Consider the following 25,966-nt stretch of genomic DNA (forward strand, 5'->3'; position numbering starts at 1 on the left):
TCCAGGAAGCATCACCAAATCGGCCCGAGGAACAGATACATGCTACTGTCGCCCGACTTGGTGGCGCCGGAGCCGAAGTACAGCGGCCCGAAACGCGTGTCGACCGCCACGAAGCCGCTGGCGGCCTGCTTCAGCGATCCCAGTTTGAGCGGGTTGTCCGGCCCGTAGGCGGCGCCGCTCTCCAGCGAAAAGCCCAGCCGCACGTCGCCGCCCAGCGCGGTCGGCATGACGCCGATCCGTTTGGCCATGACCACGCGGCCCAGCACCGTGCGGCTGCCCAGCACCGAATCGGTGGTGGTGCCAGACAGCCGCAGGAAGCCACCCAAGGTCGATTGCGCCGCGCCGCCCTGGTTGCGCGCCCACTCGCCATACACATGGCCGGCCCAGCTGCCGAAGCTGAACGCCTTCAACCACTGCACGCTCTGCCGCGCCGGCACCGGGCCGTCGCGCCCGCGCGTCATCAGCCGTTGCAATTCGACGTTGAACAAGGTGCCGCGCGTCGGGAACGCCACCGTGTCCAGGCTGTCGATATTGAACGACAGCACGCCGACATTTTGCGACTCGCGCACCTCGCCCGGCTCGTGCGGGATGGTGCGCTGGGACGTGACGGTCTGGCGCACCGCCGTGTAGCGCAGGTCGCCCCAGTTGCCGAGCTGGCGGCCCAGCGCCACCGACACGCTCTTGGCGTTGTAGCCGAAGCGCGCCTGGCGAAAGCCGGAGGCATCGAACACGTCGAACGCGGACGAGCCGTACTGCAACTCGGGCGCGATATACCATTGCGACCCAGCCCCCAGCGGCTGCCACCACTGCGTGCCAATGACGCGCTCGGTGCCCACGCGCGCGACCGTGCGCAGCTCCGCGCCCCAGTCGTTGAGCGAGGACGCCACGTGCATGACCTTGAGCTCGTAGGCGTTGTTGTCGGTGAAGTCGCTGTTCAGTTCCAGGCCCACCCTCAGGCGGCTGCTCGCCCAGTCGGCCTCGGTCGGCTTGATCAGTACGCTGCGGCCGTCCTGGTCGTCGCGGATCTCGGTCTCCACGCGCGCCAGGTCGCCGCGTCCGAACAATTGGTTGCCGGCGCGCTGCGCCTGTTCGCTGGTGATCATTTGCCCGACCTTGAGCCCCGATTGCACGGCCAGCGCCTGCGGGTTGATGCGTCCGCTCGGCGCCACCTCCAGCTTGGCCAGCCGCACCGGCTGGTCGATCGGCACCGGCGCCGACAGGCGGGCGGTTTCATACGCGGCGTACTGCGTCTCCGGCAGCGCCAGTTGCACCAATCTGTCGCTCATGGACCGCACCGCCGCCTCGCCCTCCTTCATCGCCCGGTCGTGGCTGCCGAAATCGAGGAAACCGATGCCGCCCAGGTCCGGCGCCAGCAAAATGTCGCCGGGCCGCAGCTCCTTGAGCGAGCGCTGGACGTTCTGCTCGGTCAGGATCTGCAACATCTGCTGCGCGACGCTGACCGCGCTGACCAGTTCCTTCTCCTGCGCCAGCGGGGTGCCGACGTTGACCGCGATGATGATGTCGGCGCCCATCTCGCGCGCCACGTCTACCGGCAGGTTGCGCACCAGGCCGCCGTCGACCAGCAAGCGCTGGTTCACGCGCACCGGCGCGAACACGCCGGGCACCGCCAGCGAGGCGCGCATCGCCAGGAACAGCGGCGTGTCGCGCAGCTCCACCAGCTCGCCGGTGACCAGGTCCGAGGCCACCGAGCGGAACGGCAACTGCAGCAGGTCGACCGGTTTGTCGCGCGCGCCGTGCGGCAGCACCCGCGTCAGCGCCAGCTCCAGCGCCTCGTTGCCGGCGGCGGCCGGCGGCAGGGTCACGCCGTCCATGCGGGCGCCCAGCTCGATGCGCGACGGCAGCAGCAAATCCTCTTCGCGGCGGCGGTACACCAGCTGGTCGCGCGGCGGACGGTCCGCCACCACCGCGTTCCAGTCGGTGCGGCGCACCAGCTGCTCCAGCTGCTCGACCGAGCTGCCGGCGGCGAAAGCGCCGCCGACCACGCTGCCCATGCTGGTGCCGACGACGAAATCGACCGGGATGCGCAACTCCTGCAACGCCCGCAGCACGCCGATGTGGGCGAAGCCGCGCGCGCCGCCGCCCGACAGCACCAGCGCGATCTTGGGACGCGACTTGGCGGCGGCATCGGCGGCCGGCGGCGCGATGGCCGGGGCCACCGAGGCGGCGTTCGGATGGACCGGCGTCTGCGCCGACGCGCCGAAACAGGCGATGGACAAGAAAAAGCCGCAGCAAACTGCTGCGGCCAGGGAGCGGGCGATAGCCATAAGCCTCTCTTACTGTTGACGGTCGAAGCCGGGAACGGGCGCGATGGTGGTCGACGACGTGCTGGATCGTGGCGGATTCTGCTGCTGTTGCTGTTGTTGCTGTTGTTGCTGCGGTGTCGGCTGCCCCGGTTGCATCGCGGGCGTCGGCTGCATGGCGGGCGGTGGCTGCATCGCCGGCTGTGGCGCCGGCGCGGGCGGCGGTGGCGATCCCTGGAAGCCCTGCTGCCCCGGTTGCATAGCCTGATACGGCTGGCCGCCGGCCGGTCCCGGCGAACTGCTGGCGCCGGCGTCGCTCGGCAAATCGATGCGCTTGATGGCGCCGCCCTCGGACAGCAGCACATACTTCGGATGCACCTCCTTGACGGTCACGCCCGGCACCACTTCCTTGCCGATGCCCAGCGCCAGCGCCGGCTTGTTGTCGACGGCCAGGATGGCGGCGCTGCCGACGCCGCGCGAGGCGACCACGCCCTTGAGCTGGTAGTTGCTGGCGGCGGCGACCGAGATCTGCCCGCCGAACAGGCCCTTGGCGGCGTCCAGGTTGAGCGCCACCGGCGGTGGTGGCGGCGGCGCGGCGATCGCGCGCTGCGGCGGCTTGAACAACTGCAAGCCCCAATACGCCAGCGACGCCGACAGCAGCACCACGGCCAGCACGCTGCCGGCCAGGGGCAAACGCTTCATAGATTCATGCTTCATAACTTCCCTTGTCAGCGTACCAGCTGATTGATTTCGATGATGGGCATCAGCACGGCCAGCACGATCAGCAGCACCACCACGCCCATCGCCAGGATCAGCGCCGGCTCCAGCAGGCCGGCGATGGTCAGCGTGCGGCGCTCCAGATCGGACTCCTGCGCGGCGGCCGCGCGGTCCAGCATGGCCGGCAGCTCGCCGGTGATCTCGCCGGCGCGGATCATGTGGATCAGCATCGGCGGAAAGTGCTTTTGCGCCGACAGCGAGCGCGCCAGGCTCACGCCCTCGCGCACGGCGTCGCTGGCCTCCTCGACCAGCTCCTTCATCGCGACATTGGACAGGGTATCGCGGCTGGTTTCCAGCGCGCGCAAAATCGGCACGCCGGAGCCGGTGGTGATCGCCAAGGTGCTGGCGAAGCGCGCAGTGTTCAGGCTGCGCTCGAACTTGCCGTACAGCGGCGCCGTCAGCAGCCAGGTGTGCCAGCGCCGTTTCAGCGCCGGATTTTGCAACGCCCGGCGCCACATGAACCACGCGCCCACCAGCAGGACCGCCACCACGATGCCATAGTTGCGCACGAAGTCGGACACGGCCAGCATGATGATGGTCAGCACCGGCAGCTTTTGCTTGGTGTTGGCGAACACCGAGACGATCTGCGGGACCACGTAGGTCAACAGGAAGATCACGATCGAGAACGCCACCACGGTGACGATGGCAGGATAGGTAAAGGCCAGCCGCACCTTTTGCACCAGCGCGTTGCGGCGCTCGATGTAGTCGGCCAGGCGCGACAGCACCCGCGACAACTGGCCGATCTGCTCGCCCGAGGCGACCAGCGCGCGGTAGATCTCGGCGAAGTCGCGCGGATGGCGTCCCAGCACGTCCGACAGCGCGGCGCCGCCGATCACCTCCGAGCGGATCGAGGCGATCAGGTCGCGCATGTACGGACGCTCGGCCTGCTCCAGCAGCGCGGTGAAGGCTTGCTCCAGCGGCAGGCCGGCCTCCAGCAGGCTGGCCAGCTGGCGCGTGAACAGCGCCAGCTCGGTGGTCGACAGGCGTTCGCCGAAGCCGCGGCTCTTGGCCACGCCGGCGGCGTCGACCTGGGCGGCGATGGCGTCGACCTTGAGCGGCACCAGCCCCAAGGTGCGCAGCTCGGAGCGCGCCGAGCGCGCGCTGTCGGAGTTGAGCACGCCCTTTTTGGTGGCGCCGCCGGCGTCGACGGCTTCATAGCGGAATGCGGGCATCGTTGTCGGCCTAGTCTTTGGTCACGCGCAGCAACTCGGCCTGCGTGGTGATGCCGGCGGCCAGCCAACGCTCGCCGTCGTCGCGCATGGTTTGCATGCCGCTGCCGATGGCGGCGGCCTTCACTTCGGCCTCCGAGGCGCGGTTGTGGATCTGGGCGCGGATCTGCTCCGTCGTCTCCAGGAATTCGTAGACGCCGACCCGACCCTGGTAACCGGTGTGGCCGCAGTGCTCGCAGCCGACCGCGTGCCACAGCTGGCCGTCGAAGGTCTTGCAGTGGCCGCACAGCTTGCGCACCAGCCGCTGCGCCAGCACGCCAAGCAACGACGACGACAGCAGGAACGGTTCGATCCCCATGTCGAGCAGGCGGGTGACGGCGGCGGCCGCGTCGTTGGTGTGCAGCGTCGCCAGCACCAGGTGGCCGGTCAGCGAGGCCTGCACGGCGATCTGCGCCGTTTCCAGGTCGCGGATCTCGCCGATCATGATCACGTCCGGGTCTTGGCGCAGGATCGCGCGCAGCGCCTTGGCGAAGGTCATGTCGATGCGCGGGTTGACCTGGGTCTGGCCGACGCCGTTCAGGTCGTATTCGATCGGGTCTTCCACCGTCATGATGTTGGTGGTGGCCGCGTTCAGCAGCGACAACGCCGCGTACAGGGTGGTGGTCTTGCCCGAGCCGGTCGGCCCGGTCACCAGCACGATGCCGTGCGGCTGGTTGATCAGCGCGTCGAACTTGGGCAGCATGGTCTCGCTCATGCCCAGGTGGTTCAGGTCGAGGCGGCCCGCCTCCTTGTCCAGCAGACGCAGCACGGCGCGCTCGCCGTGCCCGGTCGGCAGGGTCGAGACGCGCACGTCGACCGGCTTGCCGCCGATGCGCAGGGTGATGCGGCCGTCCTGCGGCAGGCGCTTCTCGGCGATGTCGAGCTGCGCCATGATCTTGATACGCGAGATCAGCGAGCCGTGGATCGCCTTGCGCGGGCGCACGATGTCGCGCAGCGAACCGTCGACGCGGAAGCGCACCACCGAGGTTTGCTCGAACGGCTCGATGTGGATGTCGGAGGCGCTGTCGCGCAGCGCCTGCGTCAGCAGCGCGTTGATCATGCGGATCACCGGGGCGTCGTCGGACGATTCGAGCAAATCCTCGATCGCCGGCACGTCCTGCAACAGCTTGGTCAGATCGAGCTCGGCGTCGAACTCGTCGGCCACCATCGAGGCGTTGCCGCCGGCGCTGGCGTAGGCGGTGGCGATGGCCGTCTCGAGGTCGGCGCGCGTCATGCTCTTGAGCTGGATGCGGCCGAAACGGCGCGACACCTCGGCGATGGCGGCCGGCGCCGTGGCGCCGCACACCATGACGTCCACCGTGTGCTCGGCGGCGTCGCTCTGCTGCGCCAGTACGACGAAGTCGCGGGCGAAGGCGTAGGGGAGAAGATTACTCATGGCTGTGGTTCATCTCACTGCGCGGGTTGTTGCTGTTGCTGCTGCGGTTGTTGCTGCTGCGGCTGCAGGTTCTCGGCGCGGCCCGGCACGCGTGGAATCGGCGCCGGCGGGATCGGCTTGGCGACGACGCCGCCTCCGCTCAGCACGCCGTTTTGCAGCGGCGGCAGCACCGGCTGGCCCAGATCCTCGACCAACACGCTTTGCGGCGGCTTGATCGCCTCCTGCGACGAGCGCATGTAGTCGTAGCGGTCCGTCGCCAGGCTGGTGCTCTGCTCCTGGTTGCGGATCACGACCGGACGCAAGAACACCATCAGGTTGGTCTTCTTGCGGCTGCGCGTCTGGTACTTGAACAGGTTGCCGATGACGGGAATGTCGCCCAGGCCGCGCGTCTTGTCGGTGCTGTCGCCCTCGGTGTCCTCGATCAGGCCGCCGAGCACGATGATCTGGCCGTCGTCGGCGATCACGTTATTCTCGATCACGCGCTTGTTGATGGTGATGCCGGCCGTGGCCGTCAACGTCGATTTGTCGACGCTCGACGTCTCGTGATAGATCGCCAGCTTGATGGTACCGCCTTCGGAAATCTGCGGGCGCACTTTCAACGTCAGGCCAACTTCCTTGCGGTCGATGGTCTGGAACGGGTTGCTATTGGTGCCGGACGTGGTGGTGAACTGGCCGGTCAGGATCGGCACGTTCTGGCCCACCGAGATCGTCGCCAGCTCGTTGTCGAGCGTGATCATGTTCGGCGTCGACAACACGTTGGCGTTGCCGTCGGACTCCAGCGAGCGCGCCAGCAAGCCCAGGCCCAGGCCGCCGGCGACCTGCTTGAACAGGCCCACCGTCAGGCCCGAACCCGGCAGGGTCGGCGTGGTGGTCGACGACGAGCCGTTGAGCAAGGACAGGGCGACGTTGCCGATGTTGTTGTTACTGCCGCCGATGGACGATTGTTGCAGGCCGCCCAGGCGGTACTTGCTGTCGGAGTTGCCGGTGGCGCCCAGCCATTGCACGCCGAACTCGGACGCCTTGTCGGACGTCACTTCGACGATCAGCGACTCGATGTAGACCTGGGCGCGGCGCACGTCGAGCTGGTCGATGACGGCGCGCAGGTTGCGGTAGATCGATTCCGGCGCCGTGATGATCAGCGTGTTGGTGGTGGCGTCGGCCTGGATGTAGCCGGCCTGGCCGCCGCCCTGCTGTTGCTGCGAATTGTTGTTGCCTGTCAGCAGAGGATTGGTCGGGCCGGTGCTGCCGCCGCTGGCCGAACTGCCGCTGCTCTGGCCGCCGAAGCCGCCGGTGTTGCTGCTCTGGCCGCCCATGCCCTGGTTGCCCTGGCCGGTGTTGCCGGTGCCCGTGCCGCCCTGCTGGTTGGTCGACGAAGTGTCGCCCGACACCAGCGCGCGCAGGGTCTGCGCCAGCTTGGTGGCCTCGGCGTTTTTCAGGTAGACCACGTGCACGTTGCCCAGCTCCTGGGTCGGCTGGTCGAGCTTGGCGATGAGCGACTTAGCCAGGTTGGAACGGGCCGCCGACGGCGCGCGCAGGATCAGGGAGTTGGTGCGCGGATCGGCCAGCACGCTGACTCGGCCGGCGTCGCCGCCGCCGGCGCCCGGCGCCCCACCGCCGCCGCTCGCGTCCATCAGCTTGTTGACCATCGAAGCCAGGTCGCTGGCGATGGCGTAGCGCACCGGAATCACGTCGAGGTCGGCCACGGCCGGCGCGTCGAGCGCGGAGATGATCTTGGCCAGGCGCTTGAGGTTGTCCGCGTAGTCGGTGATCACCACCGTGTTGTTGCCGGGGTTGGCGTTGATGGTGTTGTTGGGCGAGATCAAAGGACGCAGCACGGTGACCACGTTGCCGGCCGACTCGTAGTTCAGGTGGAAGATCTGGCTGACGATCTGGTCGCCCTTGATCTGCGTCGGCGCCGAGCCGATCTGGGTCGGACCCGATTGCAGCTTGGCGTCCGCCTCCGGCACCACCTTGGCGTAGCCGTCGCCGCTGACGACGGCGTAGCCCTGCAGGCGCAGCGCCGAGGTCAGCAGGCTGAACGCCTGCGATTTGCTGATCGACTTTTCCGACACCAGGGTGATCGTGCCCTTGACCCTCGGGTCGATGACGAAGGTGATGTTGGTGTAGTGGCCGACGGCCTTGATGACCGACTCGATGTCGGCGCCGACAAAGTTCAGCGCGGCGTCATCGGCGGCGGCGTGGGCAAGGGCCGGCCACAGCAGCCCGGTGGTCGGCGCGGCGCCGAGCACACAGCACAGCATCGCACCCGCGCTCAGGCGGCGCAGCGCGGGAAGATTGGATTTGCTCACGGACTGTTTTTTCATTGTCTGAACTTTGTATCTAGTGTTATTGTGACCACGATTGAAACTAATAATGACGACGTCGGCGGCTCATGGCCGCTCATTGGCAACTCGCGCGCTGCGCGCTAATCCGCCCTACGAAAAACATCACTAACGGACCTCCAGCGCGATGACGTTGCGGTCGCTGCCGGGACGGCGCTGGCCAAGCAAATTCAACAGATTGGCCAAGGTGTCCTCGTATCCCTTTGCCGCCTCCGCCTGCCCGGAAAACTGCAGGCGGCCATTATTCAGGTTGCCGCGACCGCTCAGCAACAGCGGCCCCTTGACCGAATCGAGCGTCAAGGCCGCCTGCTGGCCGCGCCAATCGAGCGCCAGCGTGTAGCTGCCCAGCGGGCTGATCGGCGCAAGCCGCGACGACATGTCCGTCATCTCCAGCGTGGTGCGGCCGTTGACGGCGACCTGGCGGTCCTGCAGCGCCAGCTCCAACGCGGTCCACGACAGGCGCATGATGCCGCTCGGCGCCAGCGTGTTGAGCGGCGCGCCCAGTCCGGCCAGGCCCTGCGCCGGCAACAGCAGCGCCGACGGACTCAATTGCCACTGCGACCAGTTGCCGCGGAACGTCACCGGCTGCGCCAGCGCTTCGCTGTTTTCCAGCCGCAAATCGACCATGCCGACCAGCGCCAGCGGCGAGATCTTCCAGCTGAAACGCCCCGGCAGCAACGGCGTGACGGGCCGGTTGCCGCCGGCCGCGCCGCCGATGAACGCCGAGCCGCGCCACAGCGTACCCTGCGCGTCGCCCAAGGTCAAACGGCCGCCGGTGCGCTGCTCGACGATGGAGCCGAGCCACGTGGCCGGGAAAAACACCGCCAGGGTCACCAGCACGCTGAGCGCGATGGTCAGCAACCATAGCACGGCGCGCTTCATGCATGGCCTTTTTGCGCAAGCCGCACGCTCATCGCGCGCCCTGGCGCAAAGTCAGGGTGGCGTTGACCATGCCGGCCGTGTCCTGGGCCGTGAAATTGGCGTCCTGGACGGCGATGCGGCTTTCGTTGCGCACCGCGTCCAGCCAGACGACGATGCCGGCGAAGGCCACGTTGTTGAGCTGGACCTTGGCGTACTCGCCGGTGATGTTGACCGACTGCGCCGTCATACCGCGCGCGGTCAGGCCGGCCGTCAGGCTGTCGCGCGTCATCGGCGTCGGCTCGATGGTGTTCTGGCCGCGCAGCGCGGCCGCCTCCAGCGCCATCGCCTGCAACTCGGCGGCCTGCTGGCGCAGCACCGGCAATTCCTTGCTCAGTTTCTCGCGGCCCTCGAGCGCCGGCGACAGCAGCACCCCGTAAAACAGGCCCAGCACGACCACCACGGCGCCTATGGCCAGCAGGCGGCGCTCCTGCTCGGTGCGCGCCAGCCAGAAGGCCGACGCGCGGGCGCGGTAGTCCTGTATCGTTTGATCGAGTTTGCTCATGCCGTTGTGCTCATGGTTCTATTCATTGTGATGCTCATGGTTTGCCCGGGCCGGTGCTGGCGACGCGGATTTGCCAGGTGCCCGGATTGGCTTCCGTCAATTCGAGCTTGCGGGCCTGCAACGCGCTGCGAATTTGCGTCATGGCGGCGGCGTCGACGGTATTGGGTTTGACCTTCACCTGAAGAGCGCGTTCCCTATAATCCAAACTAGCGATCACATCGCGCTTGGGCAGCACGCTCAGCGCCTCGGCCACGTTGGCGCTCATGGCGATGAAGCCGTCGGGCGCGGGCTGGCCGTCGTCGGCCTTGGCCAGCGAAATGTTCTTGCGCATTTGCGCGGCCGGATCGAGGATCACCGTCTCCTTCGGGTAGGCCGCCTTGAAGGTTTGCATCATGGCCTGGCGCACTTCGTTGGCTTCGCGCTTGAGGCGCATCCATTCGATATTCAGGCCGACCACGTTGACCAGCACCGCCAGCGCGGCGATGCGCAGCGGCCAGCGCCAGCGTTGCCATTCGCGCGCCGAGGCGCCGGCCGCGCCCAGCGCCGGTGCCAGGTCCAGCCCGGCCGAGCGCGACGCCGCCACCCAATGCTGCCAATGGTCCTCGGCCAGGCTGATGCCGTGCGGCGCCGTGGCGGCGTCGGCCATCAGCGGCGCGAACTGCTGCGTTTGCTCCTGCGACAGGTACAAGGTGACCGGCTCGTCGCCGGCCATCGCGCGCAAGGTGTGCAGCGCCGCCACCGGCTCGGCCGGCAACGCCAGGCCCATGCCGTCGTGCTGCGAGCGGCGCAGGATCAGCTCATAGCCGGCATCGCTCAAGCTCAATGCGGCCGAGACCGATCCGGGCTGGAACGGCAGGCAAAGCTGCATCGGCAGCACCGAGACGCTGTGCGCGCCCTGCGCCAGCAGCGCCTTGACCAGCACCTCCAGCCAGGCGCGCTGCACCACCGCGACGGTGCGCACGCCGTCGGCGTCGGCCGCGCCGGCCGCCAGCACGCAATCGGCCGTGTCGCCCAGCACTTGTTCCTCGACCAACGCCGGCAACGCCGCCTTCAGGCGCGAGGCCGACAGCGGCGGCGCCTTCACGCGCAGCAAGGTCGCGTCCGACGCGGCCAGCATCAGCACCACGCGGCGCGAGGCGGCGATCAGGTCCCCCAGATTGCCCAGCGGCGACGTGCCCTGCCGCTCCAGATGACCGCCGTCGCCGACCAGCGCGAACGGGCAGGTCTGGGCGGCGCCGCTGTCGACGCTGGCCTTGGCCGGATAGCGGATAAATAATGTACTCAAAGGGTCTCGCTTTCGTTGATCGCTCTAAATCGCTGCTCTAGTTTTCCCGTATCCAAACCACCGTGGTGAGGCCCGTCTGCGCCCGCGACAGCAACGACACCGTGTCCAGCGCCGCGCGGTCCAGCTTGACCTGGCTGAAGGCCAGGAAATAATCGCTGCGGATGGCCACCTCCACCGCCGTCTGGCGCTGCGCCGCGCCCATCTGCGGTTGCCCCGTGAAATTGGTCATATCCCGATAATAAGCGCCCTTGCGCGTATTGACCATGGCCGCCGCGTCGCCCAGGGACAGGCCAGGCACCAGCGCCGCGATCAGCTCCGGCGGCGCGGTGTTCACGTTGACCTTGGTCGGCTGCGGCAGCACGATGACGAACTCGCGCAACCGCTCGATCGATTGCGGCGTGAAGCCGCTGACCGCCAGCAAATCCTCCAGCCGGACAAAACCCATCGGCTCGACGCTGCCCGATACCGGCACGGTACCGGCCGGCGCGCCGGGGGTGCCGGTGACGGGTGGGCCCGAACCGGGCGTACCCGTCGTCGGCGCGGTCTGGACCGGCTGCGTCATCGCCACCTGCATCGCCACCTGTTGCGCCAGATTCGGGTCTAATTGAAGATTTGTCAAGAGGCGTTGGAACACGCCGATCTGTGCTTTGTCCGGAACCCGCGCCGTGGCCAGGTTGGCCAAATTGTAGCGCGACTGCGCATCGACGATCTTGCCCGACAGGGTGGCGTTGAAATCCTCGCCCTCCTGGCGCTCGCGCTCGACGTAATCGTCAAGCCGCGTCTCTTCCAGCGGGGTCGACCAGATGCCGTTCAGGCGCGTGAAGCTCGACGAGTCGAGGAAGTCCTGGAACAGGATCAGGCGGCTCAAATCCAGCGCGCCGCGCACGATCCAGCGGGTTTGCAGTTGCAGCCGCTGGTTTTCCATCGAGCGCACCTGCACCTGCTGTTGCCAGAACAGGCTGGTGACGATGGTCACGGCCAGGGTCGTCAGCAGCAACGCCGTGATGACCGCCACGCCGCGCTGGCGCGCCGGTGCGCGGTGTCTGCGCGCCGGCCGCGTCACAGCGCCCCCAGCAGGAAGGATTTGACCATCGGCACTTCCTGGCCCTGTAAGGCCAGCGACACTTCGAGCCCGGTCGGTGCGTTGCCCGAGCCGCCCGTGGTCATCCCGCCCGCCGGGCGCCATTCGGTGTTGATCCAGTAGCGCGCGCCCATCGACAGCACGTCGGACTGCAGCGCGACGCTGGCGGCGGTGTCGGTGTCGTTGAGCGCCGCCTGCCATAGCGCGTCGAGCTGCAACAGGTCGCGCGTGGCGTTCGATTCGCGCCGCGTCAGCACGCCGTCGCGCACGCGGTAGGCCACCACCTGCAGCCGGGTCGGCTCGTTTTCCGTCATCACCACCCGCACGAAGGTCAGGCGGTCGTTATCGGCCAGCATGTAGGGGCGGTTGTTCACCAGGGTTGCCGTGGCCAGGCTGGCGCAATCGCTCTGTAATTGAGCGAACGCCAGTTGCAGGCCGCGCGTCTGCTCCATCTTGGCCGTCAGCGACTCGCGCGAGCGGATGATGCCGTCCAGGCCGCGCCAGCCCAGCACGGCGACGATGGCCAGGATGGAAATGGCCACCAGCAATTCGATCAGCGTGAAGCCACCGCGCCGCCGTGAATGGATGCGCGTCATGAGTTCAACACCAGTTGGACCAGCTTGATGATGCGGCGTTCCGGGTTCGCCTGGTCGTAGACGCTAACCTCGACGCGGCGGAAGCGCGGATTCGGGCTAGCGATGACTTCCTCCTGGCACATCAGCTTCATGTCGCCCTGCGGGCATTCGAAGGTTTGCTTGCCGACCGCCGGGAATGTCTTGGACAGGCGCAGCTGCACCAGCCGGTTCTCGGCCGACCAGGTTGCCATCATGGCGCCGCGCAAGCCGTTGCTGTTCTGGGTCAGGCTGCCGACCGCGCGCAGCGAGGCGCCCAGCGCGGTGCCGACGATGACCAGCGCCACCAGCACTTCGAGCAGCGTGAAGCCTTGATTTTTGGGGAAAGGTCGGCGCATCGTGTTTATGGTCAATCCACCGTGAAATGGCCGATGCCGTCGGCGCGGATGGCCACGCTGCTGCCGCCGCCCGTCATCGTCAGCACGAACGGCTTGTCGACCGGTTCGCGGCCGAAGATGATGCGCAGGTTGTTGTCGTTCTGGGCGTTCGACGGCGGATCGAGCATCAAGCTCACCGGGCCCTGCTTGAACTCGCGTTCGCGCAGCAGGTCGTCCTGTACCGCCAGGTCCCATTGCTTGTCGTTGCGGATCAGGAAGCGGTAGCCGTCCGGTCCGGCCTCGAAGGCGATCTGGCGGTTGCGCACGATCGCCTCGTCGCGCGCCAGTTGCAGCAGCAGCGCGATGCGTTGCGCGTCCTGCAACATGGCCTGCTTCTGCCCGGGCATCGCGCTGAGCGAGACGATGCCCAGTGTGATGCCCAGGATGACCATCACCACCAGCAATTCAATCAGCGTGAAGCCTCGGCTCGGCCGGCGCGCGGCGCGCATGATGGGGTATCTCCGTGCGATCAGTTATCCCAGGAGCCGATGTCGGCGTCGTCGCCGGTGCCGCCCGGGGCACCGTCGGCGCCCAGCGAGTACACATCGATCTCGCCCTTGATGCCCGGCGACAGGAACTGGTACGGCGCGCCCCAAGGATCCTTCGGCATTTTTTCCAGATAGCCGCCGGTCTTCCAGCCGTTGGCGGCCGGGCCGCTGGTCGGCTTGGTCAGCAGCGCCTGCAGGCCCTGCTCGGTGGTCGGATAGCGCTGGTTGTCCAGCTTGTAGAGCTTGAGCGCCTGCATGACGGTGGCGATGTCGACCTTGGCGGCGGCCACTTTCGATTCACCGGTGCGGCTCAGCAGCTTGGGCACGACCAGCGCCGCCAGCACACCCATGATGACCACCACCACCATGATTTCGATCAGCGTGAAACCGCGCGCGGCGCGACGTTGATGTGTTGCTTTTTTCATAATTTACTACCAAATTAAAGTGAGTGCAGAGTATAAGGCCGAAACAGCGGTATCAGAGCAAGCAGAGGCGTGATTTTTGCGCCCCGGGGCTTAAACATGCCTTAACAATCGGCGGTTTTAACCAGCTTTTACCAGCTTGTCATCGGCAGGTCATGGCATTGTCACACCATTGTCATGCCGGGCCTTTTTAAGGACCCGGCGGCCAACGCTTTAATCGTGCTTGCGGGCGGTCGCCTCGATGCGGTTGCGGGCGCCATCGTTGCCGCCGCCGTGCGCGTGATCGACCTCGGCAACCGCCGGGGCGCTCTTGGCCACCTGCGGTGCTTCCTTGACGAACGGGGCGATGCCCAGCGCCGTGTCGATCTCGCTCGGGTAGATCACATAGCCGCGCGTGATCACCGCCGACACCTTGCGCACGTCCTTGATGTCCTTGGTCGGGTCGCCGTCCACCAGCACCAGGTCGGCCAGCTTGCCCGGGGTGATGCTGCCGCGATCGTTGCTGGTGCGGGTGTAGCGCGCGCCGTTGCGCGTGGCCACCTGCAGGGCCTGGGCCGGCGTCAAGCCCGCCTTGACCAGCAGCGCCAGCTCCGAATGCAAGGTGAAGCCGGCGATGTCGTCGGTGCCGGCCACGATCGGCACGCCGGCGCGGTACATGATGCCGACGAAGTCGACCATCTTGGCGTAGGACTTCTCGTAGCGCTTGAGCTGCTCGGCACCGTCGATCTTCATGGTGCCGACGGAGAAGCCGCGCGCCACGTCCGGTGGCATGTTGGCGGCGAAGGCGGCGTAGGGCTCGTTGATGTCGCCGTCGCGCTGCTTGAGGAAGGCGAACGTCGCCATCGTCGGGTCGATGGCGATTTGCTTCTTGGCCAACTGGGCGACGAAATCCTTGACCGGCTTGGAGTTGAAGTCAAGATCGGCCACCTTCTCGGCCGGCAGCACGAAGCGGTTCAGGTTGCGCGTTTCCGTGTCGGGCTTGACGAAGAAGTTCAGCAGCACCTGGTTGATGTGCTGGATTTCGTCGTAGCCGGCGTCGAGCGCCTGCTGCGCGCGCAGGCCGGCCGGTACGTGGCCGGAGACGCGCATGCCGCGCGTGTGGGCATAGGCGACCGTGTCCTTCAGGATATCTTTCGGGAAGGAGTTGTAGATCTTCAACTGCGGATAACCGCGCTGCGCGTACCAGTCGATCGCGTCCTTGGCGCCTTGCAGGTCCTTGACGGTGAAGCCGCCGCTGGCGCTGTACTGGCTCTCGCCCTCAAGGAAGCCGGCCGGCACCACTTGCGGTCCGAGCAGCTTGCCGTCGGTGGTTTCGTCGAGCATCGCCTGCATCTGGGCGTTGTCGTTGCCCATGTCGCGCACGCTGGTGACGCCGGCCGAGATGTTGAGCGCGCCGGACCAGCGGTCGACGTGGCCGTGCATGTCGAACAGACCCGGCAGCACGATGCGGCCGCCGGCGTCGATGGTGTTGGCGGCGTCGCGCGCCGGCGAGCCGGCCGGCTGCACCGAGGTGATGCGGCCGCGCAGGATGTAGATGTCCGACGGCGCGCCGACGGTGGCCTTGTCGCTGTCGAACACGCGCGCGTTCTTGACCAGGGTCAGGCCCGGCAGCGGATGCTGCAATTTGGTGGCGACATCGGCCAGCATCTTGCTCTCGGCGGCTTTCTGGCGCTTGGCCAGTTCCGGGATGACGTTCTGCCAGCCTTCTTCCAGCGCGTTCATGAAGCCGGGAATGATGACCGCGAACAGGCGCGGCTTGGCGCCGGTGGTGGCCCACATGAACGACGGCGACAGGCCGATGCCGGTTTGCGCCAGCAGTTGCACGGTTTGCTTTTGGCCGGAGGCGCTGGTGATCTCCAGCGAGTCCAGCTTGGTCTGCGACAAGGTGCCCGACGGCAGCAACGGCAGCTTGTTGTCGGGCGCGGCGGCCAGCGCGGTGATGGCGGTGGAGATCACCTCGAAGGAGCTATTCAGCGGCACATAGGCGGCCGGGCCGGCGATGGTTTTCTTGCCCTGCTCCGAGGTCGATTTCCATTCGGCCTGGTCGCCCTTGCGCTCGAAGCGTTCGTCGACCACGGCGCCGAAGGTGGAATTTCCTTTGACGGCGTATTCGGTCATGGTGCCGTCGGCGCCGATGCGGAATTGCTCGGTCAGCTCGGGGCCGCGACCATTGTTCTTATAGATGAACCGCACCTTGGTCAGCCCGTCGTCCTGCTGCTCGACCACCTGCTCACCCATCTGCTTACCGCTTTCGGTGTAGATCAGATATTTGGTAGTGCTGGCGGCCTGCGCGCTGAAGGCGGCGGCCAATGCCAACGGAAGTACGGCGAGTCGGTTCATCAGCAAGGTTTTCTCCTGGTAGGGGTTTGGCGGATTCTACGTTGTATTTTTCGTTGTCATTTTAACCGCTGCGCATACCGGGCAGGCGTCATTTCTGCCGACGCCGATGCTGGTCCATTCCATGTTCAGGCCGTCGAGCATCAACAACCGTCCGGCCAGCGAATTGCCCACGCCCATCAGCAGCTTGAGCGCCTCGGCCGCCTGCATGGCGCCCACCACGCCCACCAGCGGCGCGAACACGCCCATGGTGGAACAGGCGACGTCCTCGAACTGCTGATCCTGCGGGAACAGGCAGGAGTAGCAAGGGTTGCTTGCCTTGCGGGGATCGAACACGCTGATCTGGCCGTCGAAGCGGATCACCGCGCCGGACACCAGCGGCTTGCCCAGCGCCACGCAGGCGCGGTTGACGGCGTGGCGGGTGGCGAAGTTGTCGGTGCAGTCGAGCACGACGTCGGCCCCGGCCACCAATTCGGCCAGGCGGGCGTCGTCGGCCCGCTCGTTGAGCGCGCTGACGACGATGCCGGGATTAATCTGCTGCAAGGTGATGCGCGCCGACGCGGCCTTGGGCTGGCCGACCCGCGCCGTGGTGTGGGCGATCTGGCGTTGCAGGTTGGTCAGGTCGACGGTGTCGTCGTCGACCAGCGTGATGTGGCCGACGCCGGCCGAGGCCAGGTACAGTGCCGCCGGCGAGCCGAGGCCGCCGGCGCCGATCACCAGCGCGTGGGCGGCCAACAGCTTTTGCTGGCCTTCGATGCCGATTTCGTCGAGCAGGATGTGGCGCGAGTAGCGCAGCAGTTGCGAATCGTCCATGGTCTCAACCGGCGGCCGGGCCGCCATTCGGTTAGTGCTATTCGGTTATTCGGCGGCCGGCTGTTTCGAGGCTGGCTTGCCGTCGCCGGCTTTGGATTTGGCTTCGGGCTTGGCGGCCGGCTTGTTCACCGGCTTGGTGGACGGCTTGCTATCCGGCTTCAGGTCGGACTTGACGTCCGGGCTGCTATCCGACTTGATCTCGCCGACGCCGTCACCGCCGGCCGCCGCACCCGCCTCCACCTTCGACAGTTTGACCGGCAAGCCCTTGAAGTGGTTCAGCGCCTGCGCCAGCTGGAAGTCGTCCTTGGTGCCGAATTCAACCGGTTTGGATTTCTTCGCCAGCGAGGCCAGGCGCTGCGCGTCCTCCAGGCCGTCGCGCTGGACGTTCAGGGCCTTCTGCGCGATGCTCTCGCCCTCGGGGTCCTTATCGTTGCCCAAATGCTTTTGCAGATCGGCCTCGCGCATGCGCAGGCTGTTCAAGCCGTCGCCGTCGGCGGTCTCGTCGACCATCAGGTCCGGCACGATGCCGCGCGCCTGGATCGAGCGGTTTTGCGGCGTGTAATAGCGCGCCGTGGTCAGTTTGACGGCGGTGTCGGCCGTCAGCTGGCGCAGCGTCTGCACCGAACCCTTGCCGAAGGTCTGCGTGCCCATGATGGTGGCGCGCTTGTAATCCTGCAGCGCGCCGGCGACGATTTCCGATGCCGAGGCCGAACCGGCGTTGACCAGCACCACCATCGGCACGTCCTTCAGGCCGGCCGGCAGCTTGGCCAGCGGATCGGTCTTGGAGCGCGGCGCGTAGAACTCGGGGCGGCCGTAAAAGGTTTCCTTGGACGACATCAGTTGTCCGTTGGTCGAGACGATCACGGCGTCCTTGGGCAGGAAGGCGGCCGACACGCCGATCGCGCCCGGCACCAGGCCGCCCGGATCGTTGCGCAGGTCCAGCACCAGGCCCTTGATGTGCGGGTCTTGCGCGTACAGGGCGGTGATTTGCTTGGCCATGTCGTCCAGGGTTGGTTCCTGGAATTGCGAGATGCGCACCCAGGCGTAGCCCGGTTCGACGATCTTGGTCTTGACGCTTTGCACGCGGATTTCCTCGCGCGTGATGGTCATGACGATGGGCTTGTCCTCGTCCTTGCGGCTGATGGTGACGGCCACCTTGGAACCGGGCTCGCCGCGCATCTTCTTGACGCTTTCGTCGAGCGACATGTTCTTGATCGGCGTGCCGTCGATGCGGGTGATCAGGTCGCCCGTCTTGATGCCGGCCTTGAAGGCGGGCGTGTCCTCGATCGGCGAGACGACCTTGATGTAGCCGTCCTCCATGCCGACTTCGACGCCGATGCCGACGAATTTGCCGGCGACGGTCTCTTTCATTTCGCGGAAGGCTTTTTTGTCCAGGTAGACCGAATGCGGGTCCAGCGAGGACACCATGCCGGAAATGGCGTCGGTGACGAGTTTCTTGTCGTCGACGTTTTCGACGTAGTCGGTCTTGATCAGGCCGAACACGTCCGACAGCTGGCGCAATTCCTCCAGCGGCAACGGGGTGCCGCCGGCTTTCTGCGCGATGGCGGGAAACTGCAACGAGGCGGTGACACCGGCGATGGCGCCGAGTCCGATCAAAGCGATGCTCTTAAACTTGTTGCCCATTTTCTCCGCGAACCTTAAAACTTGACCCAGCCAGCCGGATCGAATGCCGTGCCCTGATGGCGAAGCTCGAAGTATAGCCCTGATTCCTCGTTGCCGCCGCTGTTGCCCGCGCTCGCTATCGGGTCGCCCGATTTGACGATGTCGCCCGCCCTTTTCAGCAACGACTGATTATTACCGTAAATACTCATGTACTGGCCGCCGTGGTCGACGATGATCAGGTTGCCGAAGCCGCGCAGCCATTCGGCGAACACCACCCTGCCGCCGGCGACGGCACGCACGTCGGCCCCTTCGGCGGCGCGGATGAAGACACCCTTCCAGCTCGGCCCCTGGCCGCGCTTGCTGCCGAACTTGGCCGCGACCTGGCCGCTGACCGGCGAGCGCATCTGGCCTTTGAGGCTGGCGAAGGCGCCGGCCGGCGCGGCGGGCGCCAGCGCGATGTCCGCGGCGCGGGCCGGCGGACGGGCCGGTTCCTCGACCGGTGCCGGCGTCGGCGCCGGCTCGGGCTTGACCGCGACTTTTGGTTCGTCGGCGTCGATCGGGTCGGGCTTGGCAGGCACCGGCGGTTTCGCTGGCTGTGCTGGCTGCGCCGGCTTGATCGTGCCGGATTTGTTGGCGTTGGCCTTGGCCAGACGCTCGCGCTCGGCCTGCGCGGCGGCGGCGGCCTTGGCGCGCGCTTGGGCCTGGGCCAGCAACTGCGCCTTTTTCTCGGCGTCGGCCTTGGCCTTGGCGGCGGCGCGGGCGGCCGCCAGCTGTTCCTGGCGCTTTTTCTCGGCGGCGGCGGCGATCGCCTGCTCCTCGATCAGCTTGTTCAGCTTGTCGACCAGGCCGCTGATGCGCTGCTCGTCGCGTTCGACGTTGCCCGCCTCCTTGCGCTGGGCCACCAGCTTTTGCGACAAGGTCGACAGCAAGGCGGCGCGGCGCGTCTTTTCCTGTTCCAGCTTGGTTTTCTGCTGCCTTTGTTCCTGCGCGATCTCGGCCAGCTCGTCGTTGGCGTTTTGCGCGTCGGCCTGGTTATCCTCGACGGCCTTGAGGTTGGCGCGCAGCGCGTCCAGCAGACGCGCCTGTGCCTGCGACACGTAGGCCATCATCTGCAGATCGCGGTTGATGCGGTTGGGGTTGTCCCCGGACAGCAATAATTTAATGCGGTCTTCATTGCCGGCGACATAGTGCTCGCGCAGCAGCTTGGCCAGCTGCTGCTTTTGCAGCGCGACCGTGGCCGTCAGCCGTTCGCGCTCGGCGGTCAGCTGTTGCAACTTGCCCTGGGTATCGCCGAGCTCCTGCTGCAGGTCGCGCAGCGCGCGGTTGGCGTCCGAAATCGCCTGTTCCGACTCGGCCAGGGTATCGGCCGCGTCGTCCTTGGCGCTTTCGGTCTTGCTGATGTCCTTTTTGAGCGCCGACAGCTTTTGCTGCAAGCCGGCGCGCTCGGCCTCGGCCAACGCCTTCTGCTTGCTGCGCTCGGTCGGTTTGCTGGAGCGGGCGGTCTGGGCTTGGGCGCCCAGGGACGTTATCAACAGCAAGGCCGCGCCGGTGACGGCGGCGGCCTTGCGCCAACCTTTCAATGAAGAATAAGACAAATTACTTGGCCTTGCCCTGGTTGGCGACGGCGGCTTGTGCGGCCGCGATGGCGTCGGCGTCGCCGAGGTAGTAGTGGCGGATCGGCTTCAGGTCGGCATCGAGCTCGTAGACCAGCGGCTGGCCGTTAGGGATATTCAAGCCGACGATGTCGTTGTCGCTGATGCCGTCAAGCATCTTGATCAGCGCGCGCAGGCTGTTGCCGTGGGCCGAGACGATGATCTTCTTGCCGGCGCGGATGGCCGGGGCGATTTCCTCGTCCCAAGCCGGCATCACGCGCGCCACGGTGTCCTTCAGGCATTCGGTCAGCGGAATCTGCGACTTGTCCAGGCCGGCGTAGCGCGGGTCGTTGAACGAGGCGCGGTCGTCGTTCTCTTCCAGCGGCGGCGGCGGCGTGTCGTAGCTGCGGCGCCATACCAGCACCTGCTCGTCGCCGTACTTGGCGGCGGTCTCGCCCTTGTCGAGGCCCTGCAGCGCGCCGTAGTGGCGCTCGTTCAGGCGCCAGTCGTTCTTGATCGGCAGGTACATCATATCCATCTCGTCGAGCGACAGCCACAAGGTGCGGATGGCGCGCTTGAGCACCGAGGTGTAGGCCAGGTCGAAGGTGAAGCCCGATTCCTTGAGCACCTTGCCGGCGGCCTTGGCTTCGGCCACGCCTTTTTCGGTCAGGTCGACATCGGTCCAGCCGGTGAAGCGGTTCGACAGGTTCCAGGTGGATTCGCCATGGCGCATGAATACGATTTTGTACATGTGGACTATCTTCAAAAAAGGAGTGAATCGGAGGGATTACCAGTGCTTTAAGAACTCTTCCAGCTTCTATTTTATAATGCGCGGATTAAGTTAAACCATTGGAACCCCGTGAAATTCTTCATTGACAATATTTTCATCATCGCCGTCGTCGTTCTGTCCGGCGGCGCGCTGCTGTGGCCGCTGCTGACCCAGCGCGGCAAACGGGCCACCCCGCAAGACGTGACGATGTTGATTAATCGTAGCAAAGCCACCATTGTAGACGTACGCGACGCGAAAGAATTCGCCAACGGTTCCCTACCGGACGCGAAGAACATTCCACTGGCCGAACTGGACCAGCGGATCGGCGAACTGGACAAGTTCAAGAGCAAGAGCGTGGTGGTGGTTTGCCAATCCGGCGCCCGTGCCTCGTCCGCTGCGGCTAAACTGTCCAAAGCCGGCTTCACCGACGTGGTGAACCTGGAAGGTGGCATTGCTGCATGGCAAAAAGCCGGTCTGCCGCTGGCCAAGCCGTCGGCGACATCGGCTAAGCCATCGGTGACCCTGGCCAAGCCGCAGGCAAAATAATTGGAAGGAAGCATCATGACGACCGAAGTGATCATGTACACCACCGCCGTGTGCCCGTACTGCACCCGCGCCGAGCGCCTGCTCGAATCGAAGGGCGTGACCGAGCTGAAGAAAATCCGCGTCGACCTCGACCCGGAGCAGCGGATGCTGATGATGCAAAAAACCGGCCGCCGCACCGTGCCGCAAATCTACATCGGCGACAAGCATGTCGGCGGTTTCGACGATTTGTATGCGCTCGATCAAGCCGGCGGTCTGTCACCCTTGTTAAATGGCTAACTGACTCCAAATACAACGAGCGGGCGGAAATCCTTTGCATCGATAGTGGTTTTGATACAATTGCCCTCGCGTTTGATTTGGGCTTTTATTCGGCCATCCCAAGCCAACATCATCTGAGCGGCCCGTGCCGCTCGTTTTCACTATAACGAAAGCGTTCCATGTCTGAAGAAAACCTGCAACCAGTATTCCAAATCCAACGCGTCTACCTGAAAGACATGTCGCTGGAGCAACCGAATTCCCCAGCTATCTTCCTGGAACAGGAAGCGCCGACCATCGAAGTAGCCCTGGACGTGGGCGCCGAGCCGCTGGCCGACGGCATCTTCGAATCGACCGTCACCATCACCGTGACCGCCAAAGTCAAAGACAAGGTCGCTTTCCTGGTCGAAGGCAAGCAAGCCGGTATCTTCGAAGCCCGCAACATCCCTGCCGATCAACTCGATCCGCTGCTGGGCATCGGTTGCCCGAACATCGTCTACCCTTACCTGCGCGCCAACATCGCCGACGTGATCACCCGTGCCGGTTTCCCGCCAGTGCACCTGGCCGAGATCAACTTCGAAGTGTTCTACCAGCAGCGCCTGCAAGCCGTGGCCGACGCCGCCGCAGCAGCGCCAGCCGCCGACAGCGCCACCACGCATTAATTAGTCGGAGACATTCCGCTGTTATACTGTAGCAACGTCGCCGGGCGCTCGTCCGGCGGCTGTTTCACCCGACTAGCCGCGCCCCGCGCGCTGTCCTCCATCAGCAAGGTAAGCCATGACATTTCCCCGTTTGATCGCAGGTTTGAGCCTGATGCTGGCCGCCGCGGGCAGCCACGCGTTCGACTTCAAAACGGTAGGCGCCGCGCCCGTGGTGCTGTACGACGCCCCGTCGACCAAGGGCGGCAAACTGTTTGTCGTGCCGCGCGGCGCGCCGCTCGAAGTGGTGCTGGCCTACGGCGAATGGCTCAAGGTGCGCGACGTCAACGGCGAAATGGCCTGGACCGAGGCCAAGGGCCTGACCGCCAAGCGCAATGTGATCGCGCGCGTGGCCAACCTGAAGGTCCGCGCCACGCCGGATGATGCCGCCGCCGCCGTCTTCACCGCCGACAAGGGCGTGTTGATGGAAGTGACCGAAGTGGCCGCCGGCGGCTGGATCAAGGTGCGTCACCGCGACGGCCTGGTCGGTTACGTCAAGAATGCCGAGATCTGGGGCATATAATCCCAGGATCTGAACAACGGCCCATACATTGGCGCCGAACGGGATCCCATGCTAGATAATCAAACCAAACAAGCGGCGCCCGGCGTGCGCAAGGTGACCGTGCTCGGCGCGGGCGCCTGGGGCACCGCCGTCGCCATCGCGCTGGCCCAGCGCCACGACGTGCTGCTGTGGGGCCGCAACAGCGCCGCCCTGCAAGCCATGGGCGAGGCCCGTGAGAACACCGAATACCTTCCCGGCCATCCTTTCCCCGACCGTTTGCAAGTCGCCGCCGGCTTCGACGCCGCGCTGGCGCATGCGGCCGGCGCCGACGGCCTGCTGATCGCCGCCTGCCCGGTGGCGGGCCTGCGTCCGCTGCTGGAGCAACTCAAGCCGCACGCGGTGTCGCATGTGGTGTGGCTGTGCAAGGGCTTCGAATACGGCACCGGCCTGCTGCCGCATCAAATCGTGCGTGAAGTGCTGGGCGACGGCGTCGCCGGCGGCGCTTTGTCGGGACCTTCGTTCGCGCAGGAAGTGGCGCGCGGGCTGCCGTGCGCGTTGACCATCGCCTCAAGCTCGGCGGCGCTGCGCGATTGCGTCGTGACGGCCGTCCACGGCGGCAATATCCGCGTGTATTCCAGCGAGGATCTGGTTGGCGTGGAGGTCGGCGGCGCGGTCAAGAACGTGCTGGCGATCGCCACCGGCGTCGCCGACGGGCTGGGACTGGGATTGAACGCCCGGGCGGCGCTGATCACGCGCGGGTTGGCGGAGATCACCCGCCTGGGCACCGCACTGGGCGGGCAGACCGAGACGTTCATGGGGCTGACCGGCATGGGCGACTTGATTTTGACCTGCACCGGCGATCTGTCGCGCAACCGGCGCGTAGGCCTGGGGTTGGCGCAGGGCAAGGCGCTGGAAACCATCGTGCAGGAGCTGGGGCACGTGGCCGAAGGCGTGCCGTGCTCGAAGGCGGTGCGCGAGCTGGCGGCCAGGATGGGCGTCGACATGCCGATCACAAACGCCGTGGCCGGCGTGCTGTTCGACGGCGACCAGCCGCAGGCGATGGTGGCCAGATTGCTGTCGCGCGATCCGCGCGATGAAAAGGTCAAACGCTGACCACAGAAATTCGTGATACCACGGAGACACGTAGGGCGGATTAGCGAAGCGTAATCCGCCATGCATGCGTTTCGACGGCTCACGCATTGGCGGATTACGGCGTTCCGCCTAATCCGCCCTACGTGTCTCCGTGGTTAATCCAATTACTCGTCCACGGTTTCTTCTTTTGCTGCACGCATCCACTGCACCAGCGGGAACGCGTCCTTCAATCCGTTGACGATCAACGGCACCAGCAACTCCGGCTTGTTCATCGGCACGTCGATCTCGGTCCACACGAAGAAACTCTTCAGCTTGATGTACTCGATGTGCTCGTGATCGGCGTCGAAGCCCTTCGGTGGCCGCATCAGCTTGCCCTCGTCGCGGATATCGCCAAACGTCAGGCGCAGCTTCTTGTTCTTCAGTACCTTCTTAAACCCGGCGGCATCGTCGACCATGTGCTGGCGCAGCGCCTTCAAGCGTCCCGCCGGCGGCATGTACTCGCCCGCGCCGAACAGCAGCCTGCCCTGCCCGTCGATCTGCATGTAGTACGTCGGCCCGCCGGTCTGGCTCGGCCGGCGCATGTCGTTCGGCGCCACCGCCGCCGAGAAGCGCGTCTTGTACGGGCTCTTGTCATGCGCGAAACGCACGTCGCGGTTGATGCGGAACATCGCCTTCTTCGGATTGCTGAACTTGACCGCCGGATCGAACTTGCCGACCCCGGCAATCATCTCGGTGACCACCTGCAGGAATTCTTCGCGCAGAATGTCGTAGCGCGGCTTGTTCATGATGAACCACGGACGGTTGTTATTGTCAGCCAGTTCTTTGAGGAATTGAGTCAGGTCGCGTAAATGCATGGGTTGGGTTTACTTTATTTTGGCGCTGGCCGGACGCTTGCCGACCGTGACGTCGATCGTCGCTTCGCGGCTCTTGCGCAAGATCGTCATTTTAGCTTTTTCGCCCGGAGTCAGTTGGGCGATGAGGTTGAGCATGCCGTTGGTGTCGGTGACCGGCTTGCCGTCAACCGTCAGCAGGATGTCGCCCGGCTTGATGCCGCCCTTGTCGGCCGGGCCGTGGCGCACCACGCCGGCGATGATGGCGCCGCTCTGGCGCTTGAGACCGAAACTGCTGGCCATCTCCGGCGTGATCTCCTGCGTTTCCACGCCAATCCAGCCGCGCACCACGTGGCCGGACTTGATGATCGCCTCCATCACCGTCTTGGCGGTCGATACCGGAATGGCGAAGCCGATGCCGACCGAGCCGCCGCTTTGCGAATAAATCGCCGAGTTGATGCCCAGCAGGTTGCCGGTGACGTCGACCAGCGCCCCGCCCGAGTTGCCGAAGTTGATCGCGGCGTCGGTCTGGATGAAGTTCTCGAAATGGTTGATGTGCAGGTTGTTGCGCCCCAGCGCGGAGATGATGCCCATCGTCACCGTCTGGCCGACGCCGAACGGATTGCCGATCGCCAGCACCACATCCCCCACCTGCGCCTGCTCGGCCTGCCCCAGTACGATCACCGGTAACTTGTCGAGCGCGATCTTGATGACGGCCAGGTCGGTCTCCGGATCGGTGCCGACCACCTTGGCGGCGGCCTTGCGGCCGTCGGCCAGCACGACCTCGATCTCGTCGGCGGCTTCGACCACGTGGTTGTTGGTCAGGATGTAACCCTCGGCCGAGACGATGACGCCGGAGCCGAGGCTGGCCTCGTCGTCGTCGCCCTCGCCGTCGCGGTCACGGTCGCCGAAGAATTTTTTGAAGAAGGGGTCGCGCAGCAGCGGATGCTTGCGGTGCTTGGGCTTTTTGCTGGTGATGATGTTGACCACGGCCGGCATCGCGCGCCCGGCCGCCGCCCGGTAAGAACCGACGGCCGACGCCGGCGCCTTGCCGGGTCCCGCCTCCATCATCACGGCCGGCCGCTCCGGGCTGCCCATCTGCTGCAGGCGCACGGGCGCGCCGCCCTGCGGCCCCACGGCCGCATAAACAAAGTACAGCGCCAAAACGACGGTCACCGTTTGCGCAAACAATAACCAGAGTCGTCGCATAGCTTGCATCT

General features: G+C 65.9%; 25 protein-coding genes. 5 read left to right on the forward strand and 20 right to left on the reverse strand.

The genetic code is table 11. From position 1 onward, the window contains the following. Window positions 1–11 precede the first annotated feature (11 nt). The 18 genes from AC07P1_RS05930 to gpmA form a co-directional block, all read right to left on the reverse strand. Entirely contained in the window at window positions 12–2,285 is a 2,274-nt protein-coding gene (locus AC07P1_RS05930; protein ID WP_494694919.1) for a patatin-like phospholipase family protein, read from the reverse strand. Window positions 2,286–2,294: 9 nt separating this feature from the next. Further along, window positions 2,295–2,963 carry a type II secretion system protein N gene (locus tag AC07P1_RS05935; RefSeq protein ID WP_494694920.1) on the reverse strand — a complete coding sequence of 223 codons (669 nt, stop codon included), beginning with the start codon at window positions 2,961–2,963 and terminating at the stop codon, window positions 2,295–2,297. 26 nt (window positions 2,964–2,989) lie between these two features. Beyond that, window positions 2,990–4,210, reverse strand: coding sequence for a type II secretion system inner membrane protein GspF (gene gspF / locus AC07P1_RS05940; protein ID WP_494694921.1), 1,221 nt, complete (start codon window positions 4,208–4,210; stop codon window positions 2,990–2,992). 10 nt (window positions 4,211–4,220) lie between these two features. After that, the gene (gspE, locus tag AC07P1_RS05945; RefSeq protein ID WP_315220376.1) at window positions 4,221–5,642 is read right to left on the reverse strand and encodes a type II secretion system ATPase GspE; all 1,422 of its coding nucleotides are present in this window, start codon (window positions 5,640–5,642) and stop codon (window positions 4,221–4,223) included. Between the two features lie 14 nt (window positions 5,643–5,656). Then, entirely contained in the window at window positions 5,657–7,966 is a 2,310-nt protein-coding gene (gene gspD, locus AC07P1_RS05950) for a type II secretion system secretin GspD (protein ID WP_494694922.1), read from the reverse strand. A 126-nt stretch (window positions 7,967–8,092) separates the two neighbouring features. Then, window positions 8,093–8,866: a type II secretion system protein N gene (locus tag AC07P1_RS05955; protein ID WP_494694923.1), complete on the reverse strand. Its 774-nt coding sequence runs from the start codon at window positions 8,864–8,866 to the stop codon at window positions 8,093–8,095. A gap of 28 nt (window positions 8,867–8,894) precedes the next feature. Continuing rightward, window positions 8,895–9,407: a type II secretion system protein M gene (locus AC07P1_RS05960; protein WP_315220381.1), complete on the reverse strand. Its 513-nt coding sequence runs from the start codon at window positions 9,405–9,407 to the stop codon at window positions 8,895–8,897. 34 nt (window positions 9,408–9,441) lie between these two features. Continuing rightward, window positions 9,442–10,692, reverse strand: coding sequence for a type II secretion system protein GspL (gene gspL, locus AC07P1_RS05965; RefSeq protein WP_494694924.1), 1,251 nt, complete (start codon window positions 10,690–10,692; stop codon window positions 9,442–9,444). 37 nt (window positions 10,693–10,729) lie between these two features. Beyond that, complete coding sequence (gene gspK, locus AC07P1_RS05970; protein ID WP_494694925.1) at window positions 10,730–11,755, reverse strand: type II secretion system minor pseudopilin GspK; 1,026 nt, start codon at window positions 11,753–11,755, stop codon at window positions 10,730–10,732. Continuing rightward, entirely contained in the window at window positions 11,752–12,369 is a 618-nt protein-coding gene (locus AC07P1_RS05975; protein ID WP_494694926.1) for a PulJ/GspJ family protein, read from the reverse strand. Before AC07P1_RS05975 ends, gspK begins: the two co-directional genes overlap by 4 nt. Further along, on the reverse strand, window positions 12,366–12,743 hold the full coding sequence (gspI, locus tag AC07P1_RS05980; protein ID WP_494694927.1) for a type II secretion system minor pseudopilin GspI: 378 nt from the start codon (window positions 12,741–12,743) through the stop codon (window positions 12,366–12,368). The genes AC07P1_RS05975 and gspI overlap by 4 nt, the downstream gene beginning before the upstream one ends. A gap of 11 nt (window positions 12,744–12,754) precedes the next feature. Next, on the reverse strand, window positions 12,755–13,231 hold the full coding sequence (gene gspH / locus AC07P1_RS05985; RefSeq protein ID WP_494694928.1) for a type II secretion system minor pseudopilin GspH: 477 nt from the start codon (window positions 13,229–13,231) through the stop codon (window positions 12,755–12,757). Window positions 13,232–13,251: 20 nt separating this feature from the next. After that, the gene (gene gspG / locus AC07P1_RS05990; protein WP_494694929.1) at window positions 13,252–13,695 is read right to left on the reverse strand and encodes a type II secretion system major pseudopilin GspG; all 444 of its coding nucleotides are present in this window, start codon (window positions 13,693–13,695) and stop codon (window positions 13,252–13,254) included. Window positions 13,696–13,905: 210 nt separating this feature from the next. After that, complete coding sequence (locus tag AC07P1_RS05995) at window positions 13,906–16,032, reverse strand: amidohydrolase family protein (protein ID WP_494694930.1); 2,127 nt, start codon at window positions 16,030–16,032, stop codon at window positions 13,906–13,908. A gap of 36 nt (window positions 16,033–16,068) precedes the next feature. After that, window positions 16,069–16,842, reverse strand: coding sequence for a HesA/MoeB/ThiF family protein (locus AC07P1_RS06000; RefSeq protein ID WP_494694931.1), 774 nt, complete (start codon window positions 16,840–16,842; stop codon window positions 16,069–16,071). Between the two features lie 45 nt (window positions 16,843–16,887). Next, entirely contained in the window at window positions 16,888–18,486 is a 1,599-nt protein-coding gene (locus AC07P1_RS06005) for a S41 family peptidase (RefSeq protein WP_494694932.1), read from the reverse strand. 14 nt (window positions 18,487–18,500) lie between these two features. Then, window positions 18,501–20,060: a murein hydrolase activator EnvC family protein gene (locus tag AC07P1_RS06010; protein ID WP_494694933.1), complete on the reverse strand. Its 1,560-nt coding sequence runs from the start codon at window positions 20,058–20,060 to the stop codon at window positions 18,501–18,503. A 1-nt stretch (window position 20,061) separates the two neighbouring features. Beyond that, complete coding sequence (gene gpmA, locus AC07P1_RS06015) at window positions 20,062–20,808, reverse strand: 2,3-diphosphoglycerate-dependent phosphoglycerate mutase (RefSeq protein ID WP_494694934.1); 747 nt, start codon at window positions 20,806–20,808, stop codon at window positions 20,062–20,064. Window positions 20,809–20,916: 108 nt separating this feature from the next. Between gpmA and AC07P1_RS06020 the strand changes: the two genes are divergently transcribed. The 5 genes from AC07P1_RS06020 to AC07P1_RS06040 all read left to right on the forward strand — a co-directional run bounded on the left by AC07P1_RS06020 (window position 20,917) and on the right by AC07P1_RS06040 (window position 23,937). Beyond that, a complete protein-coding gene (locus AC07P1_RS06020) occupies window positions 20,917–21,372 on the forward strand; it encodes a rhodanese-like domain-containing protein (RefSeq protein ID WP_494694935.1) in 456 nt (151 codons plus the stop codon). A gap of 15 nt (window positions 21,373–21,387) precedes the next feature. After that, window positions 21,388–21,648, forward strand: a complete 261-nt coding sequence (grxC, locus tag AC07P1_RS06025; protein ID WP_494694936.1) for a glutaredoxin 3 — start codon at window positions 21,388–21,390, stop codon at window positions 21,646–21,648. A gap of 158 nt (window positions 21,649–21,806) precedes the next feature. Further along, window positions 21,807–22,286 (forward strand): protein-export chaperone SecB, encoded by a 480-nt coding sequence (gene secB / locus AC07P1_RS06030; RefSeq protein WP_494694937.1) that lies wholly within the window; start codon window positions 21,807–21,809, stop codon window positions 22,284–22,286. Between the two features lie 115 nt (window positions 22,287–22,401). After that, on the forward strand, window positions 22,402–22,845 hold the full coding sequence (locus AC07P1_RS06035) for an SH3 domain-containing protein (protein ID WP_494694938.1): 444 nt from the start codon (window positions 22,402–22,404) through the stop codon (window positions 22,843–22,845). A 48-nt stretch (window positions 22,846–22,893) separates the two neighbouring features. After that, a complete protein-coding gene (locus AC07P1_RS06040) occupies window positions 22,894–23,937 on the forward strand; it encodes an NAD(P)H-dependent glycerol-3-phosphate dehydrogenase (RefSeq protein ID WP_494694939.1) in 1,044 nt (347 codons plus the stop codon). Between the two features lie 143 nt (window positions 23,938–24,080). On the opposite strand, the gene AC07P1_RS06045 is transcribed toward AC07P1_RS06040, so the two are convergent. Both AC07P1_RS06045 and AC07P1_RS06050 read right to left on the reverse strand, forming a co-directional pair. Continuing rightward, window positions 24,081–24,770 (reverse strand): DUF2461 domain-containing protein, encoded by a 690-nt coding sequence (locus AC07P1_RS06045; RefSeq protein ID WP_494694940.1) that lies wholly within the window; start codon window positions 24,768–24,770, stop codon window positions 24,081–24,083. 9 nt (window positions 24,771–24,779) lie between these two features. Then, on the reverse strand, window positions 24,780–25,955 hold the full coding sequence (locus AC07P1_RS06050) for a Do family serine endopeptidase (protein ID WP_494694941.1): 1,176 nt from the start codon (window positions 25,953–25,955) through the stop codon (window positions 24,780–24,782). Between the last annotated feature and the right edge of the window lie 11 nt (window positions 25,956–25,966).

Source organism: Duganella sp. GW821-FHT07F09, assembly GCF_059418705.1.